This window comes from Bradyrhizobium sp. 521_C7_N1_3, assembly GCF_052075975.1.
GTDB classification, from domain to species: domain Bacteria; phylum Pseudomonadota; class Alphaproteobacteria; order Rhizobiales; family Xanthobacteraceae; genus Bradyrhizobium; species Bradyrhizobium japonicum.
The window spans coordinates 5,212,234-5,234,648 of the sequence record NZ_CP197232.1 but is presented as its reverse complement, the minus strand read 5'-3'; the positions used below and the strand labels follow the sequence as shown (position 1 = coordinate 5,234,648).

Sequence of the window (22,415 nt, the reverse complement as noted above, 5' to 3'; positions counted from 1 at the left end):
CGCCGCTTGATTGGAGCGATGTCGGCTCATAGCCCGAAGGCGAACAACGCCGGGATCGTCGCAATGTCGGCTGTCCGGGGTAGATCGGACATGACTCGTGTTGGGCCGGATTTCCGAGTCTGACCCGAAGCGGACATCCTTAGCGTTCAGTAACGGCTGCACGAAAAATGCTCTGCCTTTGATTTTCGCTTCCTTGATCAGAGCGGTGCAGAGTGCCGCGTGGGCATATCGGCAACGACCCGGAAGATGAGAATAAAGGTCGCAATCTCAGTGTTTCTGATTTTTGGTGTGGTCGTTCTGGGCCATGCGTACCTTCGTGGCTACCCACCTTTAACCTCTCAATTTGTGCAAACGTGTGATAGAGCAATCAAAGAGCGGTTAGCGGTTCCGTCCACCTATGAACGGACTAGTGTAGACGAGTCTCGGAAGACGATCACGTTCGACGCGTTCTTCACGGACCCGCTACGGGCTGCGTCCGAAGCAACCAGGAAAGCCATGGTCCAAGTCGCACGAGTGTCGCCGGTTCAGTATGTCGCGCTCATCGACTACCAAGCTCAGGACGCCGCCGGTGCCATCATTCGCGAGAGGGCAACCTGCACTTTCAACTCACTTGATGGAAGCGACATGCCTGAACGTACATATTGGGTGCAGATCGACGGCGAACATAATATAGCGTGGGCTGCGAGGCAGCCGAACGCGGCCACCCTCCTGCGGCGCATAAACCAGTAGCTGGTCGTCGGCTACTGGCCCTTAGCCGAAGGTCGATTGAGCGCGTGTCGTGTCGGCTGTCAGGGGCAAACCGGACGCCGATCCAACTTGGCGACCACCGCTGCTTTTGACCCGAAGCGGACCAGAGGGACCGCCTTATTGGCGCGTTATTAGCGCGACAACGAACCCAAGCAGTGTGAGTAGAATGGTGAGGGGATAGAGCTGAACGAGCTTCGTCCTAAGCGGAATGGGTGTTTCGAAATTGTCGAGGTCGAACTTAAATGGGATTTCAGAGAAGTGTAGCCCGAAGTCCAGCTCGAATTTCCTGCAAGCATAAGCCAACAGGTCGTTTATGAGAAAATAGAACTCAATGAAGATGATCGTGGGCAGGAGGTACAGCCCTGTCGCAGAACTCAGTATTTGAAACGTCCTGCTCCATTGCATCCCCAAGATGCCAGCTAAGACGCTGGTCAAGAGCACAGTGGTCAGGATTGCGGCGGAGACCGCCACTAGAGCAATTTTGAGCAGCGTTCTCATGCGAACGTCCCTCATTCGAAGGGGCAGCATCTAACTGGCCTTGCGGGCTTCGTCTTCGAACCGCGGACGACTGAGATGCCTTGTGAGGCGCCCTTCTGCGCCCCATCCGTACCGTTTAGCCAGCGGGACAAACAGAAGACAGGCGAGGTTCAACGCAATCAGCCCGATCAACAGATAGAGGCCAAAGAACACGTAAATGCAGGACGTGCCCCCCGACGATGAGGACAAGCAAAACGGTGGAACGAATGCTGAAGCGAGACATGCTCGCGAGAGTAGCACAAGGCCCTCTCAGTCACCGACTCTCCGAGGATAAGGTTTGCGGACCGTTTAAGTCTGCAGTTGACCCTAAGTGGACATGCCTTTGTCCGCGCCTGATGTCCGATTTCGGGGCCTAACCGGGCATCACCTATCCTGCGTCGGGAGGGCCGATTTATGAGTACACGCCCTAGATTGCGAACGTCGTGCCAAGATTGAGGACCATCTTTACCATCCACTGGCCCTTGATCGTAAAGGTCGTAGGAGTGGGGTTGGGTATCTCGAAATTAAAAAAGACGCTTCCACTCTTGTTAAACGCTACGCCGGACAATGCATCTGGTAAAAATGACACGTTTTGCGTGACGTCACCGCGATGCCCCTTGATGTCCTTCAATGACCAGGGCCCGCTGATGTTGCGCATAAGTTGCGTATCAAGCTGGAAGTCCGTGTCCGAAACGCCGCTCCCAGAAAGTGGCCCGGAGCAACCTAGAAGTGCGGCGATGTTAGCTACTCTGCTGCCAATCTTAAACGATATCGATGCGGTGCCCGACGACGTGCGTATCCTCAGCACGTGCGCAGCAATAAACCAATCATCAGCTTTTGTGTCGGCGGACATGACCGCCTCCCACTGTAACTGGACCATCACTCTAGCGGCTGGAGATTAACGATCCTGATGTCATACCCATGTGAAGAGGGTCACACTCTAAGACTTTTTAGCGCTCACCCGTTGGCTCGTTCTCCGCATCGGTCGGGACGACTTTCGGTGCGAACGCGCGCCGCTAACTTTGTGACAAGCGTCCGTGCTTTCGAGTGCGCCTTCGATTCCTTGATGTCGGCGGCAGTCCACTTAGGCGGCAACCGCGACGCCGGTTGCTAGCGCAGCTGTCGCACGACCCTGTCGTTTTTGACAGGTGCAGACCTCCCGAACTGGGCGCATGAAGGCCGCTAAAGGATGGAGGGCCTGCGGCTATGCGACGTTATTACTTCCCGATCTTCCACAACGGCGAGACACAGGCGGACGAGGTTGGAGAACTATTTGGCTCTGCTGAACTGGCGGTCCAATACGGCGCCTGTGTCGCTCGGGATATCGCCAGCGATCCCGAATATGACCCTAGTGCGGGCACGGTTGTGATCGTGCTCGACGACTCCGGTGCAGAGATCGAGCGGCGGAAGCTGAGGGGCGGACGGAAGCGGTGGAGGTGGAGGTGGAGGTGGTTAACGAAAAACTCTGGGCTCTGAAGGGGAATTCCATGGCTGAAACCTCGATCAATTGCATATGGCGCGCGGCCCTAGCGCGTGCTCGCTCCAACGTTGCTTCCTTAGCTTTTAGGACGGCAAGGTCCGTTTCAAGCCTCTCGAAGAGCGGTAGATGGACTTCACCGTTCTGCGGTGCTCGGTGCATCTCATAGGCCAACCGGTCGAGGCATCGTTCTAGGCCCGCCGCATCAGTTTGAGCGAGGCTGCAAGGCGCAGGCTGCGCTTGCCGGCGAGCGCGATGCCTTCGATCTCGCCGCTCTCCGCCGTGCAGGTCCCGGAGAAGCCGATCCCGACCTCATAGCCGCCAAACACGGGGTTTTCGCCCTTCGCCGGCGTATGCTCCTGGTTCAGCATCTCGCCCTTCCAGCGGCCGTCCACCGAGGAATAGGAGCCGAGATAGTAGAAGAACGCATCGCCGCCGAGGATGCGGCCGTCGATCAGGAGCATCACGCCCGATAATCCGGCATCGACACCATCAAGCGCGCGCAGGCTCATCCCATAGAGTCCGTTGGCAATGCCGCCCGGACCGACCGCACCACTCGGAGGCAGCCCCTCGTCGTCGAGCCGGGTGAGATTGGCCCAGAATTTTGCACCCGGCATGGTGTCCGCGCCACCCTCGAGACGGATTTGGTTGCCGGTGAGCCGCCCGCGCGCACCGATCGAGGCGATATCGGCTCCCATCAGCGGCTTGTAATTGGGATCCTCGTTGTGCCGTTCGGTGATCACCTCGGCGACGATCTCGCCGTCGCGCTCGGCATAGGTTCCAAGGTGCGCGAAGGCCGAATTGCCGCCCAGCATCTTACCGTCGTGCAGGCACATGATGCTGCGGCCGAACGCATCGTTGACGCCGTATTCAACCTTGTAGAGTCCGTCCAGCAATTCAATAAGTCCACAAAATCAGAAAAAGAATCGCGGGCTACCTAGCACTGTCGCCGCACCGAGGCCATCCGGCTTTTCCGCGCAGGGCCGGGAGCGGAGCCCACTCGCCGAATGATGCCATCATGCCCCTGTTTTGCCCGACGGGTCAATTGATTTTTCGCAAAATACGAAATCAACGATTTCAACGACTTGGCGACCGTGCATGGGGTTGTTTTTCGACTTTTTTGTCTGCCCTGTCCGGAGCGGCCTACCTCACACGCTAATGACGCTTGAAATACTGTGGTGGGACCTCCCGCTCGTTGTGATTCAACGGCCCGTGCCGGAGCAGGTTTCTCCTGGAGGCTCCTTCGAACCGGCCGGAGCGAGCCCGCGACAAAGCGGCATGAACCAGATAGAACCATCAGCCGCGGAACTGATCGCAGCTATCGTCGCCAGCGCGGCGAAGCAGCCGCTGCTTGATGCAGCCTTCGAACTCTGGCGCTGGCGCTACCGCTTGGATTCGATCAAGGGGCGTCCGAGCGCCGAAGAGGTCCGCGTCAATCGCACGCTCGCGCCGGAGCAGTTCCGCGCGAAGTACCGCTACGACCGCGACCACGCCCATGAAGGGCCGATGTTCGACTATGTGAAACGCGCCCATCCGCGAGCCAGTGACGACGCAATCCGGCAGGCCATCATCACAGCTGTGAAGTTCGAAGATGCCACCTTCGAGCACTTCAACTGGAACGGCGATTTCTGGGACTGCGTTGTGCGCGCCGTCGCGCGCGCGGCCGCTCAATATCCGGACTTTCTCGAGACGACCTATCGCGACGCCCGCAACAACGTCGCCTACTACTACAAGTGAGCTAGAAGCACAGCGTGGTGACGAGCTTGCCCTGCTTGTCCTTGATCGCATAGGGACAGCGGATCCGCTCCAGCGCCTTCTTGGCGTCCTCGTCGCCAAGCGCGGCAGCGCGCTCGTAATAGGCCTTTGCGGCATCCTTGTCCTTGGCGCCGCCGCGGCCTTCCTGCGCGAAGGCGCCCATCCGCTCCAGCGCGCCGGGATGGTTTTGCGCAGCCGCCTTCTCGAACATCGCGCGCGCCGCGACGTCGTCTCTCTCGCCGCCGTTGCCGTTGGAGAGCATCAGGCCGAGCTGGTACTGCGCCTCCGCGTTGGTCTCGGCCGCCCTGCCGAGCAGCGCGCGCGCCTGTGCGGGGTCGGCCGGCGCAGCACCGCCGGCGCCGCCGAGCGCGGCAAGATTGCTGACACCGCGAGGATTGCCGGCCTGCGCCGCCCGCTCGAACAGCTTGCGCGCTTGTGCTTCGTCTTTCGCGACACCGGAGCCGGTGCCGTAGGCGACGCCGAGCTCGACCATCGCCGCGCTCGATCCCTTGTCGGCCGCCTTGCGCCAGGCGGCGATCGCCTCCGCCGTCTGCCGGTTGGCGGCATAGGCGCGGCCGAGCGCGAACATTGCGCGCCGCGACGACGGTGCGGCCTGCTTGCAGAATTTGACGGCGGTCGCAATGTCGGATGCGGCAAGCTCGGTCACGCCCTTCACATCGGCCGGCTTGTCGGGATCGCTGGGATCGGCGGCCAGCCGGTCGCACAGGACGAGATCGGCCGATTGGGCATGCGCCGATAACGGCGCTGCAAGCGCGAGGAGGATGGCAAGGAGGCAAGTCCGCATGGCCATTACGTTGCGTCTCTGCTCCGGCAAATTCAAGGCTCGAGTCCCGATTGGCGCAGCACCGGGACGACCTCCGGCGATGCCAGATAGCGCAGCAGCCGATCGGCCGCTTCGGCATGTCTGGCGTTGGCCATGCGGCCGGCAGAAAACACGGCCGGTGTCTGCAAATCGTGCGGGATCGGGCCGACGACCTCGATGCGCTCGACCTGCTTCAGCTCGCTGACCTGCTGCACGGCGAGGTCGGCCTCGCCGCTGACGAGCCGCTCCGCCGTAAAGCCCTGCTCGACGATGGTGGCCTTGGCGTTGATCTCGGCCGCGATACCCCATCGCTGGATCAGCTGGGCGAAATAGACACCGCTCGCGCCCAGCCGCGAATAGGCGACGGACCGTGCCGCGAGCAGCGACTTGCGCAATGCAGCTTCGCTGGAGATATCGGGATGCGCCTGCCCTGCCCGAACGGCAATGCCGACGAAGGAGCGCGCCAGATCGGCCGCGCTACCTGCGGCCACACGGCCCTCGCCGATCATCTCGTCGAGCCCCTCACGGGTCAGGATCACGAGATCGGCGGCCTCGCCGTCGCGTAGCCGTTTCAGCAATGCCAGGGTCGGCGCGAAGTCGGCATCGACATGGATGCCGCTGGCGGCCTCGAAGGCGGAGGACAGGCTGCGCATCGCGCCCATCAGGCCGAGCGTCGAGAGCATGCGAATGTTTTCCATGGGCTATTCCTGTCACGATCAGGCGCGGTGCATCAGCTTGAGCGCGGCGGTCAGGCGCAGGCTGCGCTTGCCGGCGAGCGCCGTTGCCTCCAGCACCGCCTGCTCCGCGTCATAGGTGCCGGAGAAACCGATGCCGACCTCGTGGCCGCCGAAGATCGGATCGTCCTTGGCCGGCGTGTGCTCCTGGTTGAGGATCTGGCCCTTCCAGCGGCCATTCGCAGCAGTGTAGCTGCCGAGATAGTAGAACGAGGCGTCGCCGCCGAGGATGCGGCCCTGGTTGAGCAGCATCACGCCGGTCAGGCCGCCATCAACGCCGTCGAGCATGCGCAGGTGCACGGAATAGAGCCCGTCGGCGATGCCGGCCTCGCCGACGCCGCCCGCGATCGGCACCTCGTCTTCGGTGATCGGCGTCATCACCGACTGGAACGGCACGCCGGGCAGCTCCTTCAGCTCGCCCTTGAAGCGATAGAGATCGCCGTCCGCCCAGCCCTTCGCAAGCAAGGTCGCATCGTCGGTGCCGGCCATGGCGCGGTAGTTCGGGTCCGGGTTGTGGCGGACCGTATTGATGACGATGTCGACGCCGGCTTCGGTCCTCTCATAGGTGCCGATATGAGCGAAGGCCGAATTGCCGCCGAGCATCTTGCCATTGCCGACATGCATCACGCTCCGGCCGACCGCGTCGCCGAGCTGAAATCGCACCTTGTAGAAGCCTTCAAACACCAGCCGTGTCCCCGGCCCCGCGCATCCCGGGCCATTCTATCCCGGTTTCGCCGGCGATGGACAGACTTCAAGCCGGCATGGCCGGCAGACCCACAACAACGGCTGTCACCCGAATGCAAAAATCCGCCGGAACTTTGCAGCTCCGGCGGATTGAAGACCAACCCGGGCCAGCCCCCCGGCCCGGGCCGGGGGATCTTAGGCCGCGGCCTTCTTGTCGGCCGGCACGGACGCGATCGTCTTCAGGATCTGCGAAGCGATCTGGTATGGGTCGCCCTGCGAGTTCGGACGGCGGTCTTCCAGATAGCCCTTGTAGCCGTTGTTGACGAAGGAGTGCGGAACGCGGATCGAGGCGCCGCGATCGGCAACGCCGTAGCTGAACTTGTTCCACGGCGCGGTCTCGTGCTTGCCGGTCAGACGCTTGTCGTTGTCCGGGCCGTACACGGCGATGTGGTCCATCAGGTTCTTGTCGAAGGCCGCCATCAGCGCCTCGAAGTACTCCTTGCCGCCGACCGTACGCATGTACTCGGTGGAGAAGTTGGCGTGCATGCCGGAGCCGTTCCAGTCGGTGTCGCCGAGCGGCTTGCAGTGGAACTCGATGTCGATGCCGTACTTCTCGGTGAGGCGCAGCATCAGGTAGCGGGCCATCCACATTTCGTCAGCGGCCTTCTTGGAGCCCTTGCCGAAGATCTGGAATTCCCACTGACCCTTCGCGACTTCCGCGTTGATGCCTTCATGGTTGATGCCGGCAGCGAGGCAGAGGTCGAGATGCTCTTCGACGATCTTGCGGGCGACGTCGCCGACGTTCGAGAAACCGACGCCGGTGTAGTACGGGCCCTGCGGGGCCGGATAGCCGGACGACGGGAAGCCGAGCGGACGGCCGTCCTTGTAGAAGAAGTATTCCTGCTCGAAGCCGAACCATGCGCCGGCGTCATCGAGGATGGTGGCGCGCTTGTTGGACGCGTGCGGGGTCTTGCCATCGGGCATCATGACTTCGCACATCACGAGCACGCCGTTGGTGCGCGCGGCGTCCGGGAACACGGCGACCGGCTTCAGCACGCAATCGGAGCTGTGGCCTTCGGCCTGCTGGGTGGAGGAGCCATCGAAGCCCCAGAGCGGAAGCTGCTCGAGCGTCGGGAACGACGCGAATTCCTTGATCTGTGTTTTGCCGCGCAAGTTCGGAGTCGGCGTATATCCGTCGAGCCAAATGTACTCGAGCTTATACTTGGTCATTGAGCCTCTCTGTAGATGATGCGAAAGGTGGGGTTGAGAGCCCCCGCACGTTTGTACCCGGCCATCATCGGCCGCCCCTCTACAAGCATTTTGCGTGCCAAAAGGCCGCAGCGCGGGAGGTTTTCCACCGCCGTCGGGATCGGCCCGCGAACGGCAAACCGTCCCCGGCAACGTGCGTCATAGCCGCGCACCTTCCCGTGAAGCTGCACTGCAAAAATCCCGCGGAAAACGCCTGATTCTGGAGCAGACGCACCGTTGCCGGAGGTTGCCGATGAAACGCGCATCAACGTCCAGCAACTTTCGCAAAGTCCTTAGCCTCTGCCTAGCAACCTTTGGAATGGCCCAGGCGTTAGCCACCGACATGGTGCCTTATGGGATGCAGAGGGTCACATGCCCACAGATTAGGCAGCAACTGATTTCCTTTTCAGCACTTTCCAATTCGGGATGCGCGGCCGATATGGGGAATCCAGTAACCACAATCGAACGAGTCGGGCGCACCATGGAGGCCAAGGCGCTTCGACCCAGGAGCAATCGCAATGATGAATAATGGTCTGAATCACGGATCTGCAACGATCTACCAATTCCCTGTCGGGGGCCGCGCCGCTCTCGCTGGACGCCGCTATGGCGACACCCGCCTTCCCGCCGATCACGCTTCGCTTCCCGCGAACGTCTCGATCTGCAGCGACAGCTGGTACCACCAGGATGCGGTCGACGAAGCAAAGCCCAAATGGGAACGCTAATGTTTGTGTTTGGTATGATACCGCCGCGCTCGCGCAAGCGTCCGACGGAAGTTTGAAAAAGGGTCGAAACAACGAGGTTTCGGCCCTTTTTGATTCCTGGTGGACTCCCGGCTAGAGCGCGGGCTTTTCGATCACCGCACAGGACGTGACCGGCCGCTTCAGATGCTTGACCGTGGTCGCTCCGGTCTTGCCGATCCTCAGCGTGATCCCTGCCCCCGAATAGCGCGTGCCAGAAAGCGCCAGTCGCTTCTTCAGCGTGACGGGTTCGCCGTCGATCTGGAGGAAGGCACGGTTGTCGTCGTCATAAAATCCCACGATGAACTGCGTACCATCGACGCAGCGATAGGTCCGGAACGTCTGCGCGTCCGCCTGTCCCGCACCGATAATTCCGCCCGACAGCATGGTGATCGCCAAAACAATGGCCTTGTGCCGGCCCATGATTGCCCCCTGAATGCACTCAAGGACGCCGTAGTGCGTCCAGTGGAAACATAACCCAAGCTGATCTCATGCCAGATTCCTTTGCCCGCCACCTCGCCCTGCAAGGTGCCAGCAATTTTCGCGACCTCGGCGGCTATCCGACCACCGATGGCCGCACCACGCGCTGGCGCCACATCTTCCGCTCCAACCATCTCGGCCAGCTCACGGCCGCCGACGTCGAGATCGTCCGCGCGCTGGGCGTGCGCAGCGCCTTCGATTTTCGCGGCGTCGAGGAGCGCGCGGCCGGCGTCTGCGTCGTGAACGAGATCACGGTGCATTCGCTGCCGATCGAGCCAACTGTCGTAGCCGCGCTGCGCGCCGAGCTTGCCAAGGGCAGGCTCACCGCCCCGGTCGCGCTCGAGCTCATGCGGGAGTCCTACCGCAACTATGTCCGCCACAACACGCACAGTTTCCGCATGCTGTTCGGCCATCTCCTGGAAGACCGCGCGCCGCTGGTGATCCACTGCACCGCCGGCAAGGACCGCACGGGCTTTGCAAGCGCGCTGATCCTGCATGCGCTCGGCGTGGCCGACGAGGTCATTGCCGAGGACTACCTGTTGACCAACCAGCACTACAGGCGCGACGCATCGAACGCTTCCGATCTTCCCGCCGACGTCCTCGATGCGATCGGCAGTGTCGAGGCCTCATACCTTGCTGCTGCCTTCGAGGCGGTCGGCAACGAATATGGCGATCTCGAAACCTACTTGCGCGACGGCCTCAAGCTCGGCACACCGGAGCAAACCGCGCTGAAGGCGCGCTATCTGCAATCGTAGGCGGCCGCGCCGGGAGAACGACGATGCAAGGCAAGGTTCTGATCGTGACGGGCGCGCTCGGCGCACTTGGCAAGGTTGTCGCCGAGACAGCGTCAGCGCGCGGCGCGCGTGTGGCCGGCATCGACCACGCGCCCTCGCAGGTGTCGGCAACGCCCGAACGCATCGAGATCGGCGGCGTCGATCTGTCCGACCCAGCGCAAGCGAAGACGGCGGTCGAGGCGGCGGCAAAGCACTTCGGCAGGCTGGATGCGCTGATCAACATCGCCGGCGGCTTCGCGTTCGAGACCGTGGGCGACGGCGACATCAAGACGTGGCAGCGCATGTATGCGCTCAACGTGCTGACGGCCCTCAACACCTCGCGCGCGGCGCTGCCGCATCTCGCCGCGTCTGGGGCCGGCCGCATCGTCAATATCGGCGCCACGGGCGCGCTTCAGGCAGGTTCCGGCATGGGCCCCTATGCGGCGTCGAAAGCCGGCGTGCATCGCCTCACCGAGGCGCTTGCCAACGAGTGGAAGGGCAAGGTGACCGTGAACGCGGTGCTGCCGTCGATCATCGACACCAAGGCCAACCGCGCCGACATGCCGAAAGCGGATTTCTCGAAATGGGTGACACCGCAGGAACTCGCGGAGGTCATCCTGTTCCTTGTCAGCGATGCTGCAAGTGGCATCACCGGCGCGTTGATCCCGGTCGGCGGGCGGGTGTAGTCGCAGTTCTGGTCTGATGAGCCCCGCTCCGATTCAATCGGAGCCGGGAAGGCTCTAGACTGCCCGTAACTGATTCTCCGATCGGACTTCCCGTGGAAACCGCGCTTTATCTCCCCGTCAAACGCTTCCTCGAAGAGCTCGGCTTCACAGTCAAGGGCGAGATCGGCGGCTGCGACCTCGTCGGCCTCAGCGCCGGTGATCCGCCTGTCGTGGTGATCGGAGAGCTCAAGCTCGCCTTCAATCTCGAACTGATCCTCCAGGCGGTCGATCGCGCGCCCGCCGGCGACGAGGTCTGGATCGCCGCAAAGATGTCGATCCGCGGCAAGGGACGCGAGAGCGATGCGCGTTATCGCAACCTCTGCCGCCGCCTCGGCTTCGGTATGCTTGGGGTGACCGACCGCGGCCAGGTCGAGGTGCTGGTGAAGCCACCGACGGCAGCGCTGCGCCGCGAGCCGAAAGTCCGTTCGCGCCTGGTCGCCGAACATCTGCGCCGCCAAGGCGATCCCGTGCTCGGTGGCAGCACCCGCGCGCCGATCATGACGGCCTATCGCCAGCAGGCGCTGGCCTGTGCGTCGGAACTCGTCGGTGGGCCACGAAAGGTGCGCGAATTGCGCGAACGCTGTCCTGATGCCGGCAAGATCTTGCTTAACAATGTGTATGGCTGGTTCGAACGCGCTGACCGGGGAATCTACGGGCTGACCGAGGCCGGACACGCGGCGCTGAAACGCTGGCCGCAGGCACCGATGAAAGAAGCGCCCCGCGAGGCATCGCCGCCCTAGCGGAAATCACGTCGGGAGACATCGCATGATCGTTGTGACTGGCAGCGTAACGGTCCGCACCGAGACGTTCGACGAGGCGCGCCGCCTGAGCCTCGAGCATGTTCATCGGTCGCGACAGGAACCCGGCTGCATCTCCCACGGAGTGCATGTCGACTGCGAGAATCCGCTCAGGCTGGTGTTCTTCGAGCAATGGGCCGACCGCGCCGCGCTCGCCGCCCACTTTGCGGTACCTGCATCCGGCGAGTTCGTGCGCACCTTGCGCTCGCTGGCCACGGGGCCGACCACGCTCGATCTCTATGAGGCCGACAGGCTCGAAAAGCTGTGAGCGCATAGCTGTGATGCCACACCAAATTCATATTGCAATGCAACATCTCCGGCACTAGGTATCCCGGCATCAAACCGAGGCCGTTATGAGCGCAGACTGGAATACCAAATATGGCACGCGGCGCGTGCGCCACGACCCGCCGACCCTGGACGAGGCGATCTTTGCCGCCGTCGGCATCACCGACGATCAGGAGCAGCAGGCGGAGATCGCGGCGGCGCTGATGGGGATGCCGATCGAAATCGTGCAGGCCGAGGTGAAGAAGCAAGCCCGCACCAACGGCCGCATCACCGCCACGCGCGTGATCGCAGGCGAACAGGGTGCGCAGCGCTCGGTGGTGGTCGAACGCCGTGTCGTCCGCCGCTTCGGCAACGACAAGCGCACCGGCACCTGAGCGCTCAATTCCCTATCCCCAATACGAAAGCGGACCGGTTTTGCCGGTCCGCTTTTTGATTCCAGTCCGCGTTTCGATTTAGGCGGCGCGATTGCCGTACATGCTGGAGATGATCTTCCAGCAGGTCGAGTTGAAGCTGAGAAGCGCGTGTCCGGCCGTGAAGGGCGAGGCCGCCAGTTCAGCGAGCTCGGCCTCGGGCGTCTTGGCGAGATCGATCGTGCCGGTCGATTCGCCATGGCGGAATTGCAGGTTCGCCCCGAACTTCCTGGCGAGCGCCCGCATGGCGTGATTCTCGGCGCCGGTCGTGATGCGCAGGCGCTTGTAGCCTTTCCAGCGCGCTTCCGCGATCAGCCGGCTGAACAGGATGGTGCCGACGTTCTGGCGCCGTGCCGAGGCTTCCACGCTGAAGGCGACCTCGGGCAGCGAATCGTCCTCCGGCGGATGCAGCTCGGCCGCACCGCGAACCACGCCGTCGACGATGTAGGCGACAATCACTGTTCCGTCCTCGGCGCAGCGGGCGGCGTAACGCTCGATGAAGCTGTCGTCGAGAAAGCCGTTGAAACGGTCGTGCCGGCTTGCGGAATCAAGCCGCAGAAGGTGATCGCGCAGAAGCGGCAATTCTTCCTGCTGGCTCAAGGTCCGCACATAGCCCGGAACGGACTTCGTGCGGGTCGTGTCTTCAAGTACCACGTCAAAACTCCTCTTGGTGTCCCTCGAGGAGGCGTTCGAATCCCTAGGCCCCCAATATTGTGCGACGCAGCATGTTTTTCAAGACGGGAACCTGCCCAAGTTTCAGGCATCAAAAGCGACCAATTCGTTAATAAAATCAAGCCCCCGTAGTCATACGAGGACCAGCTGAGTCTGGGTCACCACGGCAACCAGCTTACCGTCCTCGGTCTCCAGCCGGGTGCTCCAGACCTGGGTCCGCCGTCCCCGATGGACCGGGGTAGCCGTGGCGATAACCGTGGTTCCCTCCTTCGCCCCGCCGATGAAGTTGGTCTTGCTCTCGAGCGTCGTGGTGCCCTTGGCATCCTCCGGCAGATTGATCACGGTCGCGGCCGCACCGACGGAATCGGCGAGCGCCATCACGGCGCCGCCGTGGATGGTGTGGTGGAGCGTGCAGAGGTCGGGCCTGACCGTCATCCGTGCCACCACGCGGTCTTTCTCGGCCTCGACGAATTCGACGCCCTTGAGCTCGGCAAACGGCATCTTCATCGCTTTAAGTTTCTCGAGCGGCGTCATCGGATCTCCTCCCAATTCATTGTTGTTTCAGCGTGAATTGCTTCGGGCGGCAAAGCAATGACGTCCGAGGTAATGGCCCTGCTGACATCGGCGACGGCATTTGCGCATATGCTCTTCCCATGCGCCACTTCCCACCCCGCCGCATCGTCTGCCTGACCGAAGAGACGGTTGAAACGCTGTACCTGCTCGGCGAGCAGGACCGCATCGTCGGCGTCTCCGGCTACGCCGTCCGCCCGCCCCAGGTGCGGCGGGAGAAGCCGCGGGTGTCGGCCTTCGTCTCCGCGGACATCCCGAAGATCCTGGCGCTGGAGCCGGAGCTGGTGCTGGCCTTCTCCGACCTCCAGGCCGGCATCGTCGCCGATCTCGTGCGCGCGGGCGTCGACGTCCACGTTTTCAATCAGCGCGACATCGCCGGGATTTTGGCGATGATCCGCACACTTGGTGCGCTGGTGGGCGCGGCGGAGTCTGCCGAAGTGCTCGCTGACGGGCTTGAACGGCGCCTCGCCGAGATAGCGGCAACATCCCGCCCCTCGCCGCGGCCAAAGGTCTATTTCGAGGAATGGGACGATCCGCTGATCTCCGGCATCGGCTGGGTCTCCGAGTTGATCGAGATCGCCGGCGGTGAGGATGTGTTTCCGGAATTGCGACATCAGCAGGCAGCAAAGGATCGCATCGTCTCGGCGGAGGCGGTGCGCGAGGCGGCGCCCGACGTGATCCTTGCCTCCTGGTGCGGCAAGAAAGTCGTCCCTGCCCGCATCCGCGCGCGCGATTGCTGGAACGAGATCCCCGCCGTGCGCGACGACCGCATCGTCGAGATCAAGTCGCCGATCATCCTGCAGCCGGGGCCGGCAGCGCTGACGGATGGGCTGGATGCGATCGTGACAGCGTTGTGGGGCGAGCACAGCTCTCTCATCCCGTCATTGCGAGCGTAGCGAAGCAATCCAGAATCTTTCCACGGAGACAACCTGGATTGCTTCGCTTCGCTCGCAAATGACGCTTGGGGCGGCATTTGGGCCTTACGTCACCGCGTTCACGACCTGATATTCCGGCCGACGCCAGACCTCGCCCGCGATCACCTCCTCGATGATCTCGGCTGCTCGCATGATCTCGCTCTCCCCAATGTAGAGCGGTGTAATCCCGAACCGCATGATGTCAGGCGCGCGGAAATCGCCGATGAGGCCACGGGCGATCAGGGCCTGCATGGCGGCATAGCCGCCCCCGAAGGCGAAGGAGACTTGTGAGCCGCGGCGCTCGTGCGCGCGCGGGGTGACGAGCTTGAGCTCCGGGCAGCGGCGTTCGACCTCGGCGATCAGGAGATCGCCAAGTGCCAGCGAACGCGCACGGACCTCACGAATGTCGACCCTGTCCCAGATGTCGAGCGAGGCCTCCAGCGCCGCCATTGCGAGCACCGGCGGGGTGCCGACGCGCATGCGCTCGACGCCGCCGGCCGCCGCGTAGCCAAGCTCGAACGCAAACGGCTTTGCGTGGCCCATCCAACCCGACAGCGCGGCGCGCACGCCGTCGGCGTGGCGCGGCGCGACGTAGAGGAAGGCCGGCGCCCCGGGGCCGGCGTTGATGTATTTGTAGGTGCAGCCGGCGGCGAAATCGGCGCCGCAGCCAGCGAGATCGACCGGCAGCGCGCCGGCCGAATGCGCGAGGTCCCAAACGGTGACGATGCCGAGTGCATGCGCTCTCGCCGTCAGCTTCGCCATGTCGTGGCGGCGGCCGGTGCGATAGTCGACCTCGGTGATGTAGAGGACCGCAATCTCCTCCGACAACGCGGCCTCGATCTCCTCCGGCGCCACCAGGCGCAATTGATGGCCGCGGCCGAGCGTCGCGATCAGGCCCTCGGCCATGTAGAGATCGGTCGGAAAGTTTCCGGTGTCCGATAGCACGACCTTGCGCGAGGCGTTCATGTCGAGCGCGGCCGCGAGAGCCTGGTAGACCTTGAGCGACAGCGTGTCTCCGACCATCACGGAGCCGGCTTCCGCACCGACCAATCGCGCGATGCGATCGCCGACATGGCGCGGCTGGGCATACCAGCCCGCACTGTTCCAGGCGCGGATCAGCTCGTTGCCCCACTCGGTCGTGATGACGTTGCCGACGCGCTCGGCAACACCCAGCGGCAGCGCGCCGAGCGAATTGCCGTCGAGATAGATCACGCCGTCAGGCAAATGGAACAAGGCCCTGGTGTCGTCATAGACGCGAAGCTTGTTCATGGTGATCTCTACAGAATCGTGCGGACGCGCCAGAGCTCGGGAAACAGCTCGACTTCCAGCATGCGCTTGAGATAGCTGACGCCGCCGGTCCCGCCGGTGCCGCGCTTGAAGCCGATGACGCGCTCGACCGTCGTGACATGGTTGAAGCGCCAGCGCCGGAAGTAGTCCTCGAAATCGACCAGCTTCTCGGCAAGCTCGTAGAGCATCCAATGCGTTTCCGGCGCTTCGTAGACGATCCGCCAGGCCTGGAGCACGCCCTCGTTGAAGCTGTGGGTCTCGCGAACGTCGCGCGCCAGCACGGACGCGGGCATCTTGAGCCCGTTGCGGTCGGCGAGCCGCAACACCTCGTCGTACAGGCTCGGCGTGGAAAGCTCGCCTTCGAGCAGCCTGGTCGTCTCCACATCGTGCGCGTGCGGCTTGAGCATGGCGTGGTTGCGGTTGCCGACCAGAAATTCGATCAGCCGGTACTGACGCGACTGGAAGCCCGAGGACTGGCCAAGCTGCGAGCGGAAACGCGTATACTCGCTGGGAGTCATGGTGCGCAGTACGTCCCAGGCGCCGTTGAGCTGCTCGAAGATGCGCGACATCCGCGCCAGCATTTTCATCGCGGGCTGCACCTCGTCCCTGGCGATGGCGCGGCGCGCGGCGCTGAGCTCGTGGATGGCAAGCCGCATCCACAGCTCCGTGGTCTGATGCTGGATGATGAACAGCATCTCGTCATGGGCTTCCGAGAGCGGATGCTGGGCGCCGAGGATCGCATCCAGCGCAAGATAGTCGCCGTAGGACATGCGCCGGGCGAAATCGGTCTCGGCGCCTTCGCTCGTGGGATCGTAATCGCTGGACGTCATGGCAGGCCCTTTCGATCGATCGATCCTCGCCGCGTCAGTCGAGGCCGATCAGGCGCGCGGTGATCGGGGACGACGGATCCTTCAGTCCGTCGATCACCGTAAAATGGTTGAGCCCGGGATCGACGACGAGGCGCGTCGGCACGTCGAAGCCGGTCCAGACATTGGCGATCAGATCGGACTGCCGCATGAATTCGGGCCGCTCGCCGCCGCCGACCCAGGCGGTGACCGGCGAATGTCCCCGCGGCAGGTGCAGCGCCGCGCTTTCAAGCGTCGCCTCCTCCATGGTCATGCGCAGCGTCTCGTTCATCTTCGTCTTGAGCAGCGGTCGCAGATCATGCAGCCCGCTGATCGAGAGCGTGCCGGCGATGCGGTTGTAGACGGCGGGCTCGAGCCGGCTGTCGTTGCACAGCATGCGCGTGACGAGATGGCCGCCGGCGGAATGGCCGGCGAGCCGGATCGGGCCCGAGACGAGCGATGCCGCCTTGGCGATCGCGGCGGTGATCTCTGCGGTGATGTCGGAGATGCGGGCGGCCGGCGTCAGCGTGTAGCTCGGCAGCGCCACCGTCCAGCCGTGATGCCGCGCGCCTTCGGCAAGATCGGTCCAGGTCGACTTGTCGAAGCGCATCCAGTAGCCGCCGTGCACGAAGACGACGAGGCCCTTGCTGTCGCTGTCGGGCAGGATCAGGTCGAGGCGCTGGCGCTCGCCCGGGCCGTAGGAGACGTCCGCGCGAAAGTCCTTCAGGCCGGCGCGGTAAGCCGCCGCCCGCTCCGCCCATTGGGCCGGCATCTTGTCCGAGCCCGGGATATGGGCCGAATTGGCATAAGCATCATCCCAATCGCGCATCGTGACACCCAAGGATTCGGCCATCGAACTGGGCGCCAGTCTGCCACCAGTCAGGACGGCGTCCTAGTCTTTCTTTTAAGCTTAAAGCATTTGGGCGCGCCCGTGTTTCGGGCAGCGGTCGCCCCGACCGAGATGGCGTAGGGTGGGCAAAGCGACTTGTCCGCCGTAGCTCGAAGAGCGAAGGCGGAAGCGTGCCCGCCCTTTCATGCAAGATCGAAGAGAGTTGATGGGCACGGCGCAAGAGCGCCTTTGCCCACCCTGCGAGATCTCGACCGCTACGCCTTCTCCACCCCGCACCAATCCGCGATGAACAGGGCCATCGCCTTGGTCGACTTCTTCAGCGATTCCAGGTCGACGAATTCGTTGAAGCCGTGCATCTCGCCGCCGCTCGCGCCGAAGCAAAGGCTCGGGATACCGTGATTGAGACCGTAGAATCGGGTGTCGGTGAGCGCGGTGAAGACGAGGTCCTGGATTTCGCCGCCATAGACGGTGTTGAAGGCCTTGCCGAACGCGGCCTCGGGCGCCGCGGCGTCGGTCAGTTCATAACCCTCCGACAGGAAGCCCGACCATTCGACCTCCGGCGGATTGTTGGCGAGGAAGCGGTGGTTGCGCGCGGCAGCCGCAACGCAGGCCATGATCTCCTTCTGGTGATCGGCGATCGACCAGCCCGGCAGGACCGCGATACGGCAATCGACGTCGCACCATGCCGGCACGCTGGAGGCCCAGTCGCCCCCCTTGATGATGCCGGGGTTGAAGTTGATGGGATGGTTCAGCGTCTTGAAGTGCCGATCGGCTTTCGCGCGCTCGTTCCACTCGATCTCGAGTTTCTGCAGCGCCTGGATCAAATGATAGGCCGCCATGATTGCGTTGGCGCCGGAGCCGGCGAAGGCAACGTGGGTCGGATGGCCCTTCACGCGCAGGCGAAACCAGATCACGCCGACCTGCGAGCGCACCATCTTGCCGCCGGTCGGCTCCGGGATGAAGCAGGCGTCGGCACGATAGCCGCGCTGCAATGTCGAGAGCGCGCCGACGCCGGTGCTCTCCTCCTCGATCACGGACTGGAAGTGGATCCGCGCCGTCGGCCTGAAACCCGCCGCCTTGATCGCATCCAGCGCGTAGAGCGCGCCGATCGTGCCCGACTTCATGTCGCAGGCGCCGCGGCCGAACATCTTGCCGTCCTTGATGACGGGCGAGAATGGCGGCGTGTCCCACAGTTCCAGCGGCCCCGCGGGCACCACGTCGCAGTGCCCCTGGAGGATCAGCGATTTGCCGCCATTCGTTTGCGGACGGTAGGTGCCCACCACCGTGCGCGCCTTGGAGAAATCGTGCTCGATCGGGCCGAAGCCGCGCAGGTCCTTGAGGTCATCGACATCGATGTGCCAGTCGTCAACCTCGTAGCCGCGCGCGCGCAGGAGGTCGCCGATCATGTCCTGGCACGGCCCCTCCGCCCCGCGGGTCGACGGGATCGCGACGAAATCGCTTGTGGTCGCAAGCTGGGCTTCGAAGCCGGCATCGACGGCGTCAAGAATCCTCTGCTGCGTTTCGGCATTCATCAGGCAACTCCGGGCATCCAATTGGTCAATGGTGCGCGCAGGCTAGCCGATTTCAGCCGTTCGGGTACTCCACAAAATAAGCATCCCGCAATGCATCTTCGAGCAGCCGGCCTTCCGAATAGCCATTCAGCGTCGCAGGCCGGGTTACGCCATCCAGCAGGCGCGGGCACGGCTCCGGCGCGCCGAGCACGGTACGGACCGGAATGCGCTCGGCATAGATCGGCAATTCGTAGTCCTCGTCATCGTCAGCCACACCCTTGGCGCGGACTTTGGCCGAGGCCTCCTCGATCTCCATCGCGATGAAGGACGTCGCCTTGATCTCCTGCGTGTTGCTCTGACGCAGGCTCGCGGTGCGGTCCGGGAAAAAACGGTCGACCATGGCGATCACTGCCCGCTCCTTCTCCTCGGGGTCGGTGACGAGATAGGCGGTGCCGAATGCCATCACCGCGCGGTAGTCGGCGGAATGGTTGAAGCCGCAACGCGCCAGCACGAGGCTGTCGAGATGGGCGACCGTGAGGCACACACGTTCGCCCCTGGTCTGGTTGCGCAGCATGCGGCTGGCGCTCGAGCCGTGCCAATAGAGTTTTGTCCCTTCGCGCCAGAAGAAGGTCGGCGTGCAATAGGGCTGGCCGTCGATGACATAGGAGACGTGACAGAGCATCGAGGAATCCAGGATGCGGTGAACCGTGTCGTGATCGTAGAAGCCGCGGTCGTGACGGCGCTTGACCTGATTGCGCGCTGACGTCGGATAGGAATTCTGGCTTTCAGTCTGGCTCACGGCCGCTCCTGTCGGGCTTGGAACAATTCCAGGAGAGTTGTAGCCGCAGATTTGGTCTGCGATAGTGCCAATTCCATGCGAAAAATTCCGACCAATTTTGTCCCCTCGCCGGCCAAGGCCGAACTGCCGCTCGACCTGACCGGCCCGCATATCACCGCGGGCGCGTCATCGGCGCACCGGCTGTACCAGGCGTTGTGCGACATGATCGTCTCTGGCCTCGTCAAACCCGGCGAACCGCTGCCGCCGTCGCGGACGCTGGCGAAGCAAGCCGGCTTCCGCCGCAACGCCGTCGTCACTGCCTATGAACGGCTGATCGCCGACGGTTTTGCCGACGCGACCGTCGGCTCCGGCACGTTCGTCGCCGCGCGCATTCCGGCGCCTGCGGCCGGGCCGAAGAAGCCGAAGGCCATGGTCGAAGCACCGCGGCAGGGCGCGTTCTCGCTCGGCTGCACCCATATCGACGAGCGCGCAGTGCAGCGCTTCCGTGCCTTCGTCGGACGGCGCATGCGCGCGTTCGGGCCCGAGCATCTGCACTATGGCGATCCGCGCGGCAGCCGCGAGCTGCGCGCAGCGATCGCCGATCATCTGCTGTCGGCGCGTGGCCTGCGCTGCGATCCCGATCAGATCATGCTGACATCGGGTACGCTGCACGCGTTGCGCATCGTGCTGAGCGCGATCCTGAAGCCCAACGACCAGGTCTGGTGCGAGGACCCGGGCTACCCCGCCGCGCGAAAAACCATTTTGCATTGCGGTTATCGCGCCGTGCCCGTTCCCGTCGACGAGCACGGGATACGTGTCGCCAAGGGCCGCACCGCCGCTTCGTCCGCACGCGCGGCCTATGTGACGCCATCGCACCAGTTTCCACTGGGCGTGCAGATGTCGATGCCGCGACGGCTGGAGCTGCTGGATTGGGCGAGGCAGGCCGGCGCCTTCGTGCTGGAGGACGATTACGACAGCGAGTTCCGCTATGACGGCGCGCCGTTGATGTCGCTTGCCGGCATCGATCATCTCCAGCGCGTGATCTACATGGGCACGTTCGCCAAGACGCTGTTTCCGGGCCTGCGCATCGGCTATTGCGCGCTGCCCGAGCGGCTGATCGCGGACGTCACGGCCGCGCGCGCCGCGCTCGACCGCTTTCCCGGCACGCTGATGGAGGGCGCGGTGGCCGACATGCTCAATTCCGGCGCGTTCGCCGCCAACCTGAAGCGGGTGCGCAAGCTTTATCGCGAGGCGCGCGATGCGCTGGCCGAGACGCTGGAAGCAGCATCCGACGGTGCGCTGTCGGTACCGGTGCCGTCGCAAGGGCTGCACCTCGTCGCCCGGTTCGATCCGTCGGTCGAGCTTACGGTCGCGGCGCAGGCGAAGCAGGCCGCGGGCGCGGAAGGCTGGCTGCTGGCCGACACCTATTCGCGCGCGCGTCCCCTGCCCGGGTTCGTGCTGGGATTTTCCGGCCACGCGGTTCCGCAACTCGTGGCCTCCGCCGAACGGCTCGCGCTGGAGTCGCGCGGCGCCTTGCGCGCGAGGAGCAAATCGGCCCGGCGGGCGTGACGAACGTTCACTATGAGAATCGGCTGCCGCTCCCTACATTGCGGCATCGATGCCAGGACCTCACATGATGCTGCGCCGCGCGACCTGCCTCTCGCTGCTGATCTCGGTCGCCCTCGCGACGGCGGCACACGCCGTCACCGTCGGACGTGAACAGGACATCACCGATCTCAAGCTCGGCCAGCGCGTGCAAGTGGACGACGGAACCTGCCCCGCTGGGCAGGTCAAGGAAGTGCGCGGCACGAGAATGACCGACAAGGGCGTGGCGCGGACCAGCGCCTGCGTGCCGCGCTACGGTCCGAAATCGAAGTGATGGTTACGACTTCGCCGGGTCGAACATGCACTGCAAGGTCGGTTTGGCGATCTTGGTGAAGGTCGAGCCGATCTCGCCCTGCTTGGACGCCGGCACCCAATCAGTCTCGATCGTTGGCACGCCGGTCTCGCTGATGCCGCGCAGCAGCGCCTCGCGCAGATCACGGTCCTCGACGGCCGCAGCGGCGTGATCATGCAGGCAGCCGCAGACCTCCTCGGGATGCTCCCAGCGCCCGAGCATCCGCGGCGCACACTGACGGACGAACTCGCTGCGGGGATCCGGTAGCCTAGAGGGAGCGCGCACCTGCGCGTGGGCAGCGCTGATCGTCATAAGCGAAACGAACGCTGTGGCGCAGAACCGGACAATCATGATGGCCTTTATCGGCTGGTTTTTCTTGTAGCTTTTCTTGGCTATCGATCAGAAACGCGCAGCGACCATGATCGGTTGCGGCGCCGAGGTGGTGACCGGCGAGCCGCTGTACTGGAAGGTGCCGACACCCGGGAGATTGCCGTCCGGCGCCCCCGCAAACGAAGAGCCGGCGAGCACGAAAGCGAAGGCAAGAATGAAGCTGAGTGTGCGCATGATCTCGTGTCCCAGTTCCGTGGCCGGCGATGCGCCGTCGTTGTTGCGAAGCTGATAACCATGCGTCGTTTCGCGCGTGATGCGCCAAAAGCGGAAAATGGTTTCGTCTTTGTGAGAATTGTTTCGTCGCGCCCCGGGCGACGAAACATTGGGCGGAAAACCCCAGTCTTTTCAGAGGGGCGGCGCCGCGTCTGAAAGTGGCCCTGCAGGCTCTGTCCGCGCCTGGAAGCAGACTCACGCTGCGCGCCGTCACACGCGCGCCTTCCGCACTTCACATGCATTTTACGTTTTTCTGCTGAAGAGAAGCCCGAACGAGGGCTGGGTTCCGTCGAACCG

28 protein-coding genes are annotated in these 22,415 nt (G+C 63.6%); 11 read left to right on the top strand and 17 right to left on the bottom strand.

Translation table 11 applies throughout. The features are described 5' to 3' along the window. Positions 1–864: 864 nt before the first annotated feature. On the bottom strand, positions 865–1,245 hold the full coding sequence (locus AB7008_RS24210) for a hypothetical protein (protein ID WP_304494069.1): 381 nt from the start codon (positions 1,243–1,245) through the stop codon (positions 865–867). 445 nt (positions 1,246–1,690) lie between these two features. Continuing rightward, positions 1,691–2,116, bottom strand: a complete 426-nt coding sequence (locus tag AB7008_RS24205; RefSeq protein WP_231142003.1) for a hypothetical protein — start codon at positions 2,114–2,116, stop codon at positions 1,691–1,693. Between the two features lie 353 nt (positions 2,117–2,469). Here AB7008_RS24205 and AB7008_RS24200 point away from each other — a divergent pair, with 353 nt between their 5' ends. Beyond that, the gene (locus AB7008_RS24200) at positions 2,470–2,739 is read left to right on the top strand and encodes a DUF6894 family protein (RefSeq protein ID WP_439711313.1); all 270 of its coding nucleotides are present in this window, start codon (positions 2,470–2,472) and stop codon (positions 2,737–2,739) included. A gap of 192 nt (positions 2,740–2,931) precedes the next feature. On the opposite strand, the gene AB7008_RS24195 is transcribed toward AB7008_RS24200, so the two are convergent. Next, positions 2,932–3,636 carry a GrlR family regulatory protein gene (locus tag AB7008_RS24195; RefSeq protein WP_441259655.1) on the bottom strand — a complete coding sequence of 235 codons (705 nt, stop codon included), beginning with the start codon at positions 3,634–3,636 and terminating at the stop codon, positions 2,932–2,934. A gap of 202 nt (positions 3,637–3,838) precedes the next feature. Between AB7008_RS24195 and AB7008_RS24190 the strand changes: the two genes are divergently transcribed. Beyond that, a complete protein-coding gene (locus AB7008_RS24190; RefSeq protein ID WP_304494068.1) occupies positions 3,839–4,477 on the top strand; it encodes a hypothetical protein in 639 nt (212 codons plus the stop codon). A 1-nt stretch (position 4,478) separates the two neighbouring features. Here AB7008_RS24190 and AB7008_RS24185 read toward each other — a convergent pair whose 3' ends face one another. The 4 genes from AB7008_RS24185 to AB7008_RS24170 form a co-directional block, all read right to left on the bottom strand. After that, complete coding sequence (locus AB7008_RS24185) at positions 4,479–5,300, bottom strand: tetratricopeptide repeat protein (protein WP_038931803.1); 822 nt, start codon at positions 5,298–5,300, stop codon at positions 4,479–4,481. Positions 5,301–5,332: 32 nt separating this feature from the next. Continuing rightward, entirely contained in the window at positions 5,333–6,016 is a 684-nt protein-coding gene (locus AB7008_RS24180; RefSeq protein ID WP_304494067.1) for a substrate-binding domain-containing protein, read from the bottom strand. Positions 6,017–6,034: 18 nt separating this feature from the next. Further along, the gene (locus tag AB7008_RS24175) at positions 6,035–6,736 is read right to left on the bottom strand and encodes a GrlR family regulatory protein (RefSeq protein WP_441259654.1); all 702 of its coding nucleotides are present in this window, start codon (positions 6,734–6,736) and stop codon (positions 6,035–6,037) included. Positions 6,737–6,931: 195 nt separating this feature from the next. Further along, the gene (locus AB7008_RS24170) at positions 6,932–7,966 is read right to left on the bottom strand and encodes a glutamine synthetase beta-grasp domain-containing protein (protein WP_014495704.1); all 1,035 of its coding nucleotides are present in this window, start codon (positions 7,964–7,966) and stop codon (positions 6,932–6,934) included. Positions 7,967–8,502: 536 nt separating this feature from the next. Between AB7008_RS24170 and AB7008_RS24165 the strand changes: the two genes are divergently transcribed. Next, positions 8,503–8,706, top strand: coding sequence for a DUF2735 domain-containing protein (locus AB7008_RS24165; protein WP_028147811.1), 204 nt, complete (start codon positions 8,503–8,505; stop codon positions 8,704–8,706). 111 nt (positions 8,707–8,817) lie between these two features. Here the strand turns inward: AB7008_RS24165 and AB7008_RS24160 are convergent, their stop codons facing one another. Next, positions 8,818–9,144, bottom strand: coding sequence for an MliC family protein (locus tag AB7008_RS24160; RefSeq protein WP_041957874.1), 327 nt, complete (start codon positions 9,142–9,144; stop codon positions 8,818–8,820). A gap of 68 nt (positions 9,145–9,212) precedes the next feature. Here AB7008_RS24160 and AB7008_RS24155 point away from each other — a divergent pair, with 68 nt between their 5' ends. From AB7008_RS24155 to AB7008_RS24135, 5 genes are all read left to right on the top strand, one after another. Continuing rightward, positions 9,213–9,956 (top strand): tyrosine-protein phosphatase, encoded by a 744-nt coding sequence (locus AB7008_RS24155; protein WP_304494066.1) that lies wholly within the window; start codon positions 9,213–9,215, stop codon positions 9,954–9,956. 23 nt (positions 9,957–9,979) lie between these two features. After that, positions 9,980–10,660, top strand: coding sequence for an SDR family oxidoreductase (locus tag AB7008_RS24150; RefSeq protein ID WP_304494065.1), 681 nt, complete (start codon positions 9,980–9,982; stop codon positions 10,658–10,660). 92 nt (positions 10,661–10,752) lie between these two features. Next, positions 10,753–11,439 (top strand): DUF2161 domain-containing phosphodiesterase, encoded by a 687-nt coding sequence (locus tag AB7008_RS24145; protein WP_441259653.1) that lies wholly within the window; start codon positions 10,753–10,755, stop codon positions 11,437–11,439. A 25-nt stretch (positions 11,440–11,464) separates the two neighbouring features. Further along, entirely contained in the window at positions 11,465–11,764 is a 300-nt protein-coding gene (locus tag AB7008_RS24140; RefSeq protein ID WP_038931808.1) for a putative quinol monooxygenase, read from the top strand. Positions 11,765–11,849: 85 nt separating this feature from the next. After that, positions 11,850–12,155, top strand: a complete 306-nt coding sequence (locus tag AB7008_RS24135; protein WP_014495712.1) for a hypothetical protein — start codon at positions 11,850–11,852, stop codon at positions 12,153–12,155. Positions 12,156–12,233: 78 nt separating this feature from the next. Here AB7008_RS24135 and AB7008_RS24130 read toward each other — a convergent pair whose 3' ends face one another. Both AB7008_RS24130 and AB7008_RS24125 read right to left on the bottom strand, forming a co-directional pair. Further along, positions 12,234–12,845, bottom strand: a complete 612-nt coding sequence (locus AB7008_RS24130; RefSeq protein ID WP_028157490.1) for a GNAT family N-acetyltransferase — start codon at positions 12,843–12,845, stop codon at positions 12,234–12,236. Between the two features lie 150 nt (positions 12,846–12,995). After that, entirely contained in the window at positions 12,996–13,397 is a 402-nt protein-coding gene (locus AB7008_RS24125; protein WP_028157491.1) for a PaaI family thioesterase, read from the bottom strand. 119 nt (positions 13,398–13,516) lie between these two features. On the opposite strand from AB7008_RS24125, the gene AB7008_RS24120 reads away from it, so the two are divergent. Continuing rightward, positions 13,517–14,329, top strand: a complete 813-nt coding sequence (locus AB7008_RS24120) for a cobalamin-binding protein (RefSeq protein WP_441259652.1) — start codon at positions 13,517–13,519, stop codon at positions 14,327–14,329. Between the two features lie 84 nt (positions 14,330–14,413). Here the strand turns inward: AB7008_RS24120 and kynU are convergent, their stop codons facing one another. The 5 genes from kynU to AB7008_RS24095 all read right to left on the bottom strand — a co-directional run bounded on the left by kynU (position 14,414) and on the right by AB7008_RS24095 (position 19,639). Continuing rightward, a complete protein-coding gene (gene kynU / locus AB7008_RS24115) occupies positions 14,414–15,616 on the bottom strand; it encodes a kynureninase (protein ID WP_441259651.1) in 1,203 nt (400 codons plus the stop codon). 8 nt (positions 15,617–15,624) lie between these two features. Next, positions 15,625–16,464: a tryptophan 2,3-dioxygenase gene (gene kynA, locus AB7008_RS24110; RefSeq protein ID WP_441259650.1), complete on the bottom strand. Its 840-nt coding sequence runs from the start codon at positions 16,462–16,464 to the stop codon at positions 15,625–15,627. A 34-nt stretch (positions 16,465–16,498) separates the two neighbouring features. Further along, positions 16,499–17,308, bottom strand: a complete 810-nt coding sequence (locus tag AB7008_RS24105) for an alpha/beta hydrolase (RefSeq protein WP_441261242.1) — start codon at positions 17,306–17,308, stop codon at positions 16,499–16,501. A gap of 275 nt (positions 17,309–17,583) precedes the next feature. After that, a complete protein-coding gene (locus AB7008_RS24100) occupies positions 17,584–18,861 on the bottom strand; it encodes an ArgE/DapE family deacylase (protein ID WP_248883103.1) in 1,278 nt (425 codons plus the stop codon). 52 nt (positions 18,862–18,913) lie between these two features. Further along, entirely contained in the window at positions 18,914–19,639 is a 726-nt protein-coding gene (locus AB7008_RS24095; RefSeq protein WP_441259649.1) for a pyridoxamine 5'-phosphate oxidase family protein, read from the bottom strand. Positions 19,640–19,714: 75 nt separating this feature from the next. Between AB7008_RS24095 and pdxR the strand changes: the two genes are divergently transcribed. Both pdxR and AB7008_RS24085 read left to right on the top strand, forming a co-directional pair. Further along, positions 19,715–21,187, top strand: a complete 1,473-nt coding sequence (gene pdxR, locus AB7008_RS24090; RefSeq protein ID WP_441259648.1) for a MocR-like pyridoxine biosynthesis transcription factor PdxR — start codon at positions 19,715–19,717, stop codon at positions 21,185–21,187. 64 nt (positions 21,188–21,251) lie between these two features. Next, entirely contained in the window at positions 21,252–21,497 is a 246-nt protein-coding gene (locus tag AB7008_RS24085; protein WP_028157498.1) for a DUF6719 family protein, read from the top strand. 3 nt (positions 21,498–21,500) lie between these two features. Here the strand turns inward: AB7008_RS24085 and AB7008_RS24080 are convergent, their stop codons facing one another. Together AB7008_RS24080 and AB7008_RS24075 are read right to left on the bottom strand one after the other, a co-directional pair. Beyond that, complete coding sequence (locus AB7008_RS24080) at positions 21,501–21,866, bottom strand: hypothetical protein (protein WP_014495723.1); 366 nt, start codon at positions 21,864–21,866, stop codon at positions 21,501–21,503. A 48-nt stretch (positions 21,867–21,914) separates the two neighbouring features. After that, positions 21,915–22,079 carry a hypothetical protein gene (locus AB7008_RS24075; protein WP_014495724.1) on the bottom strand — a complete coding sequence of 55 codons (165 nt, stop codon included), beginning with the start codon at positions 22,077–22,079 and terminating at the stop codon, positions 21,915–21,917. Positions 22,080–22,415: the final 336 nt, after the last annotated feature.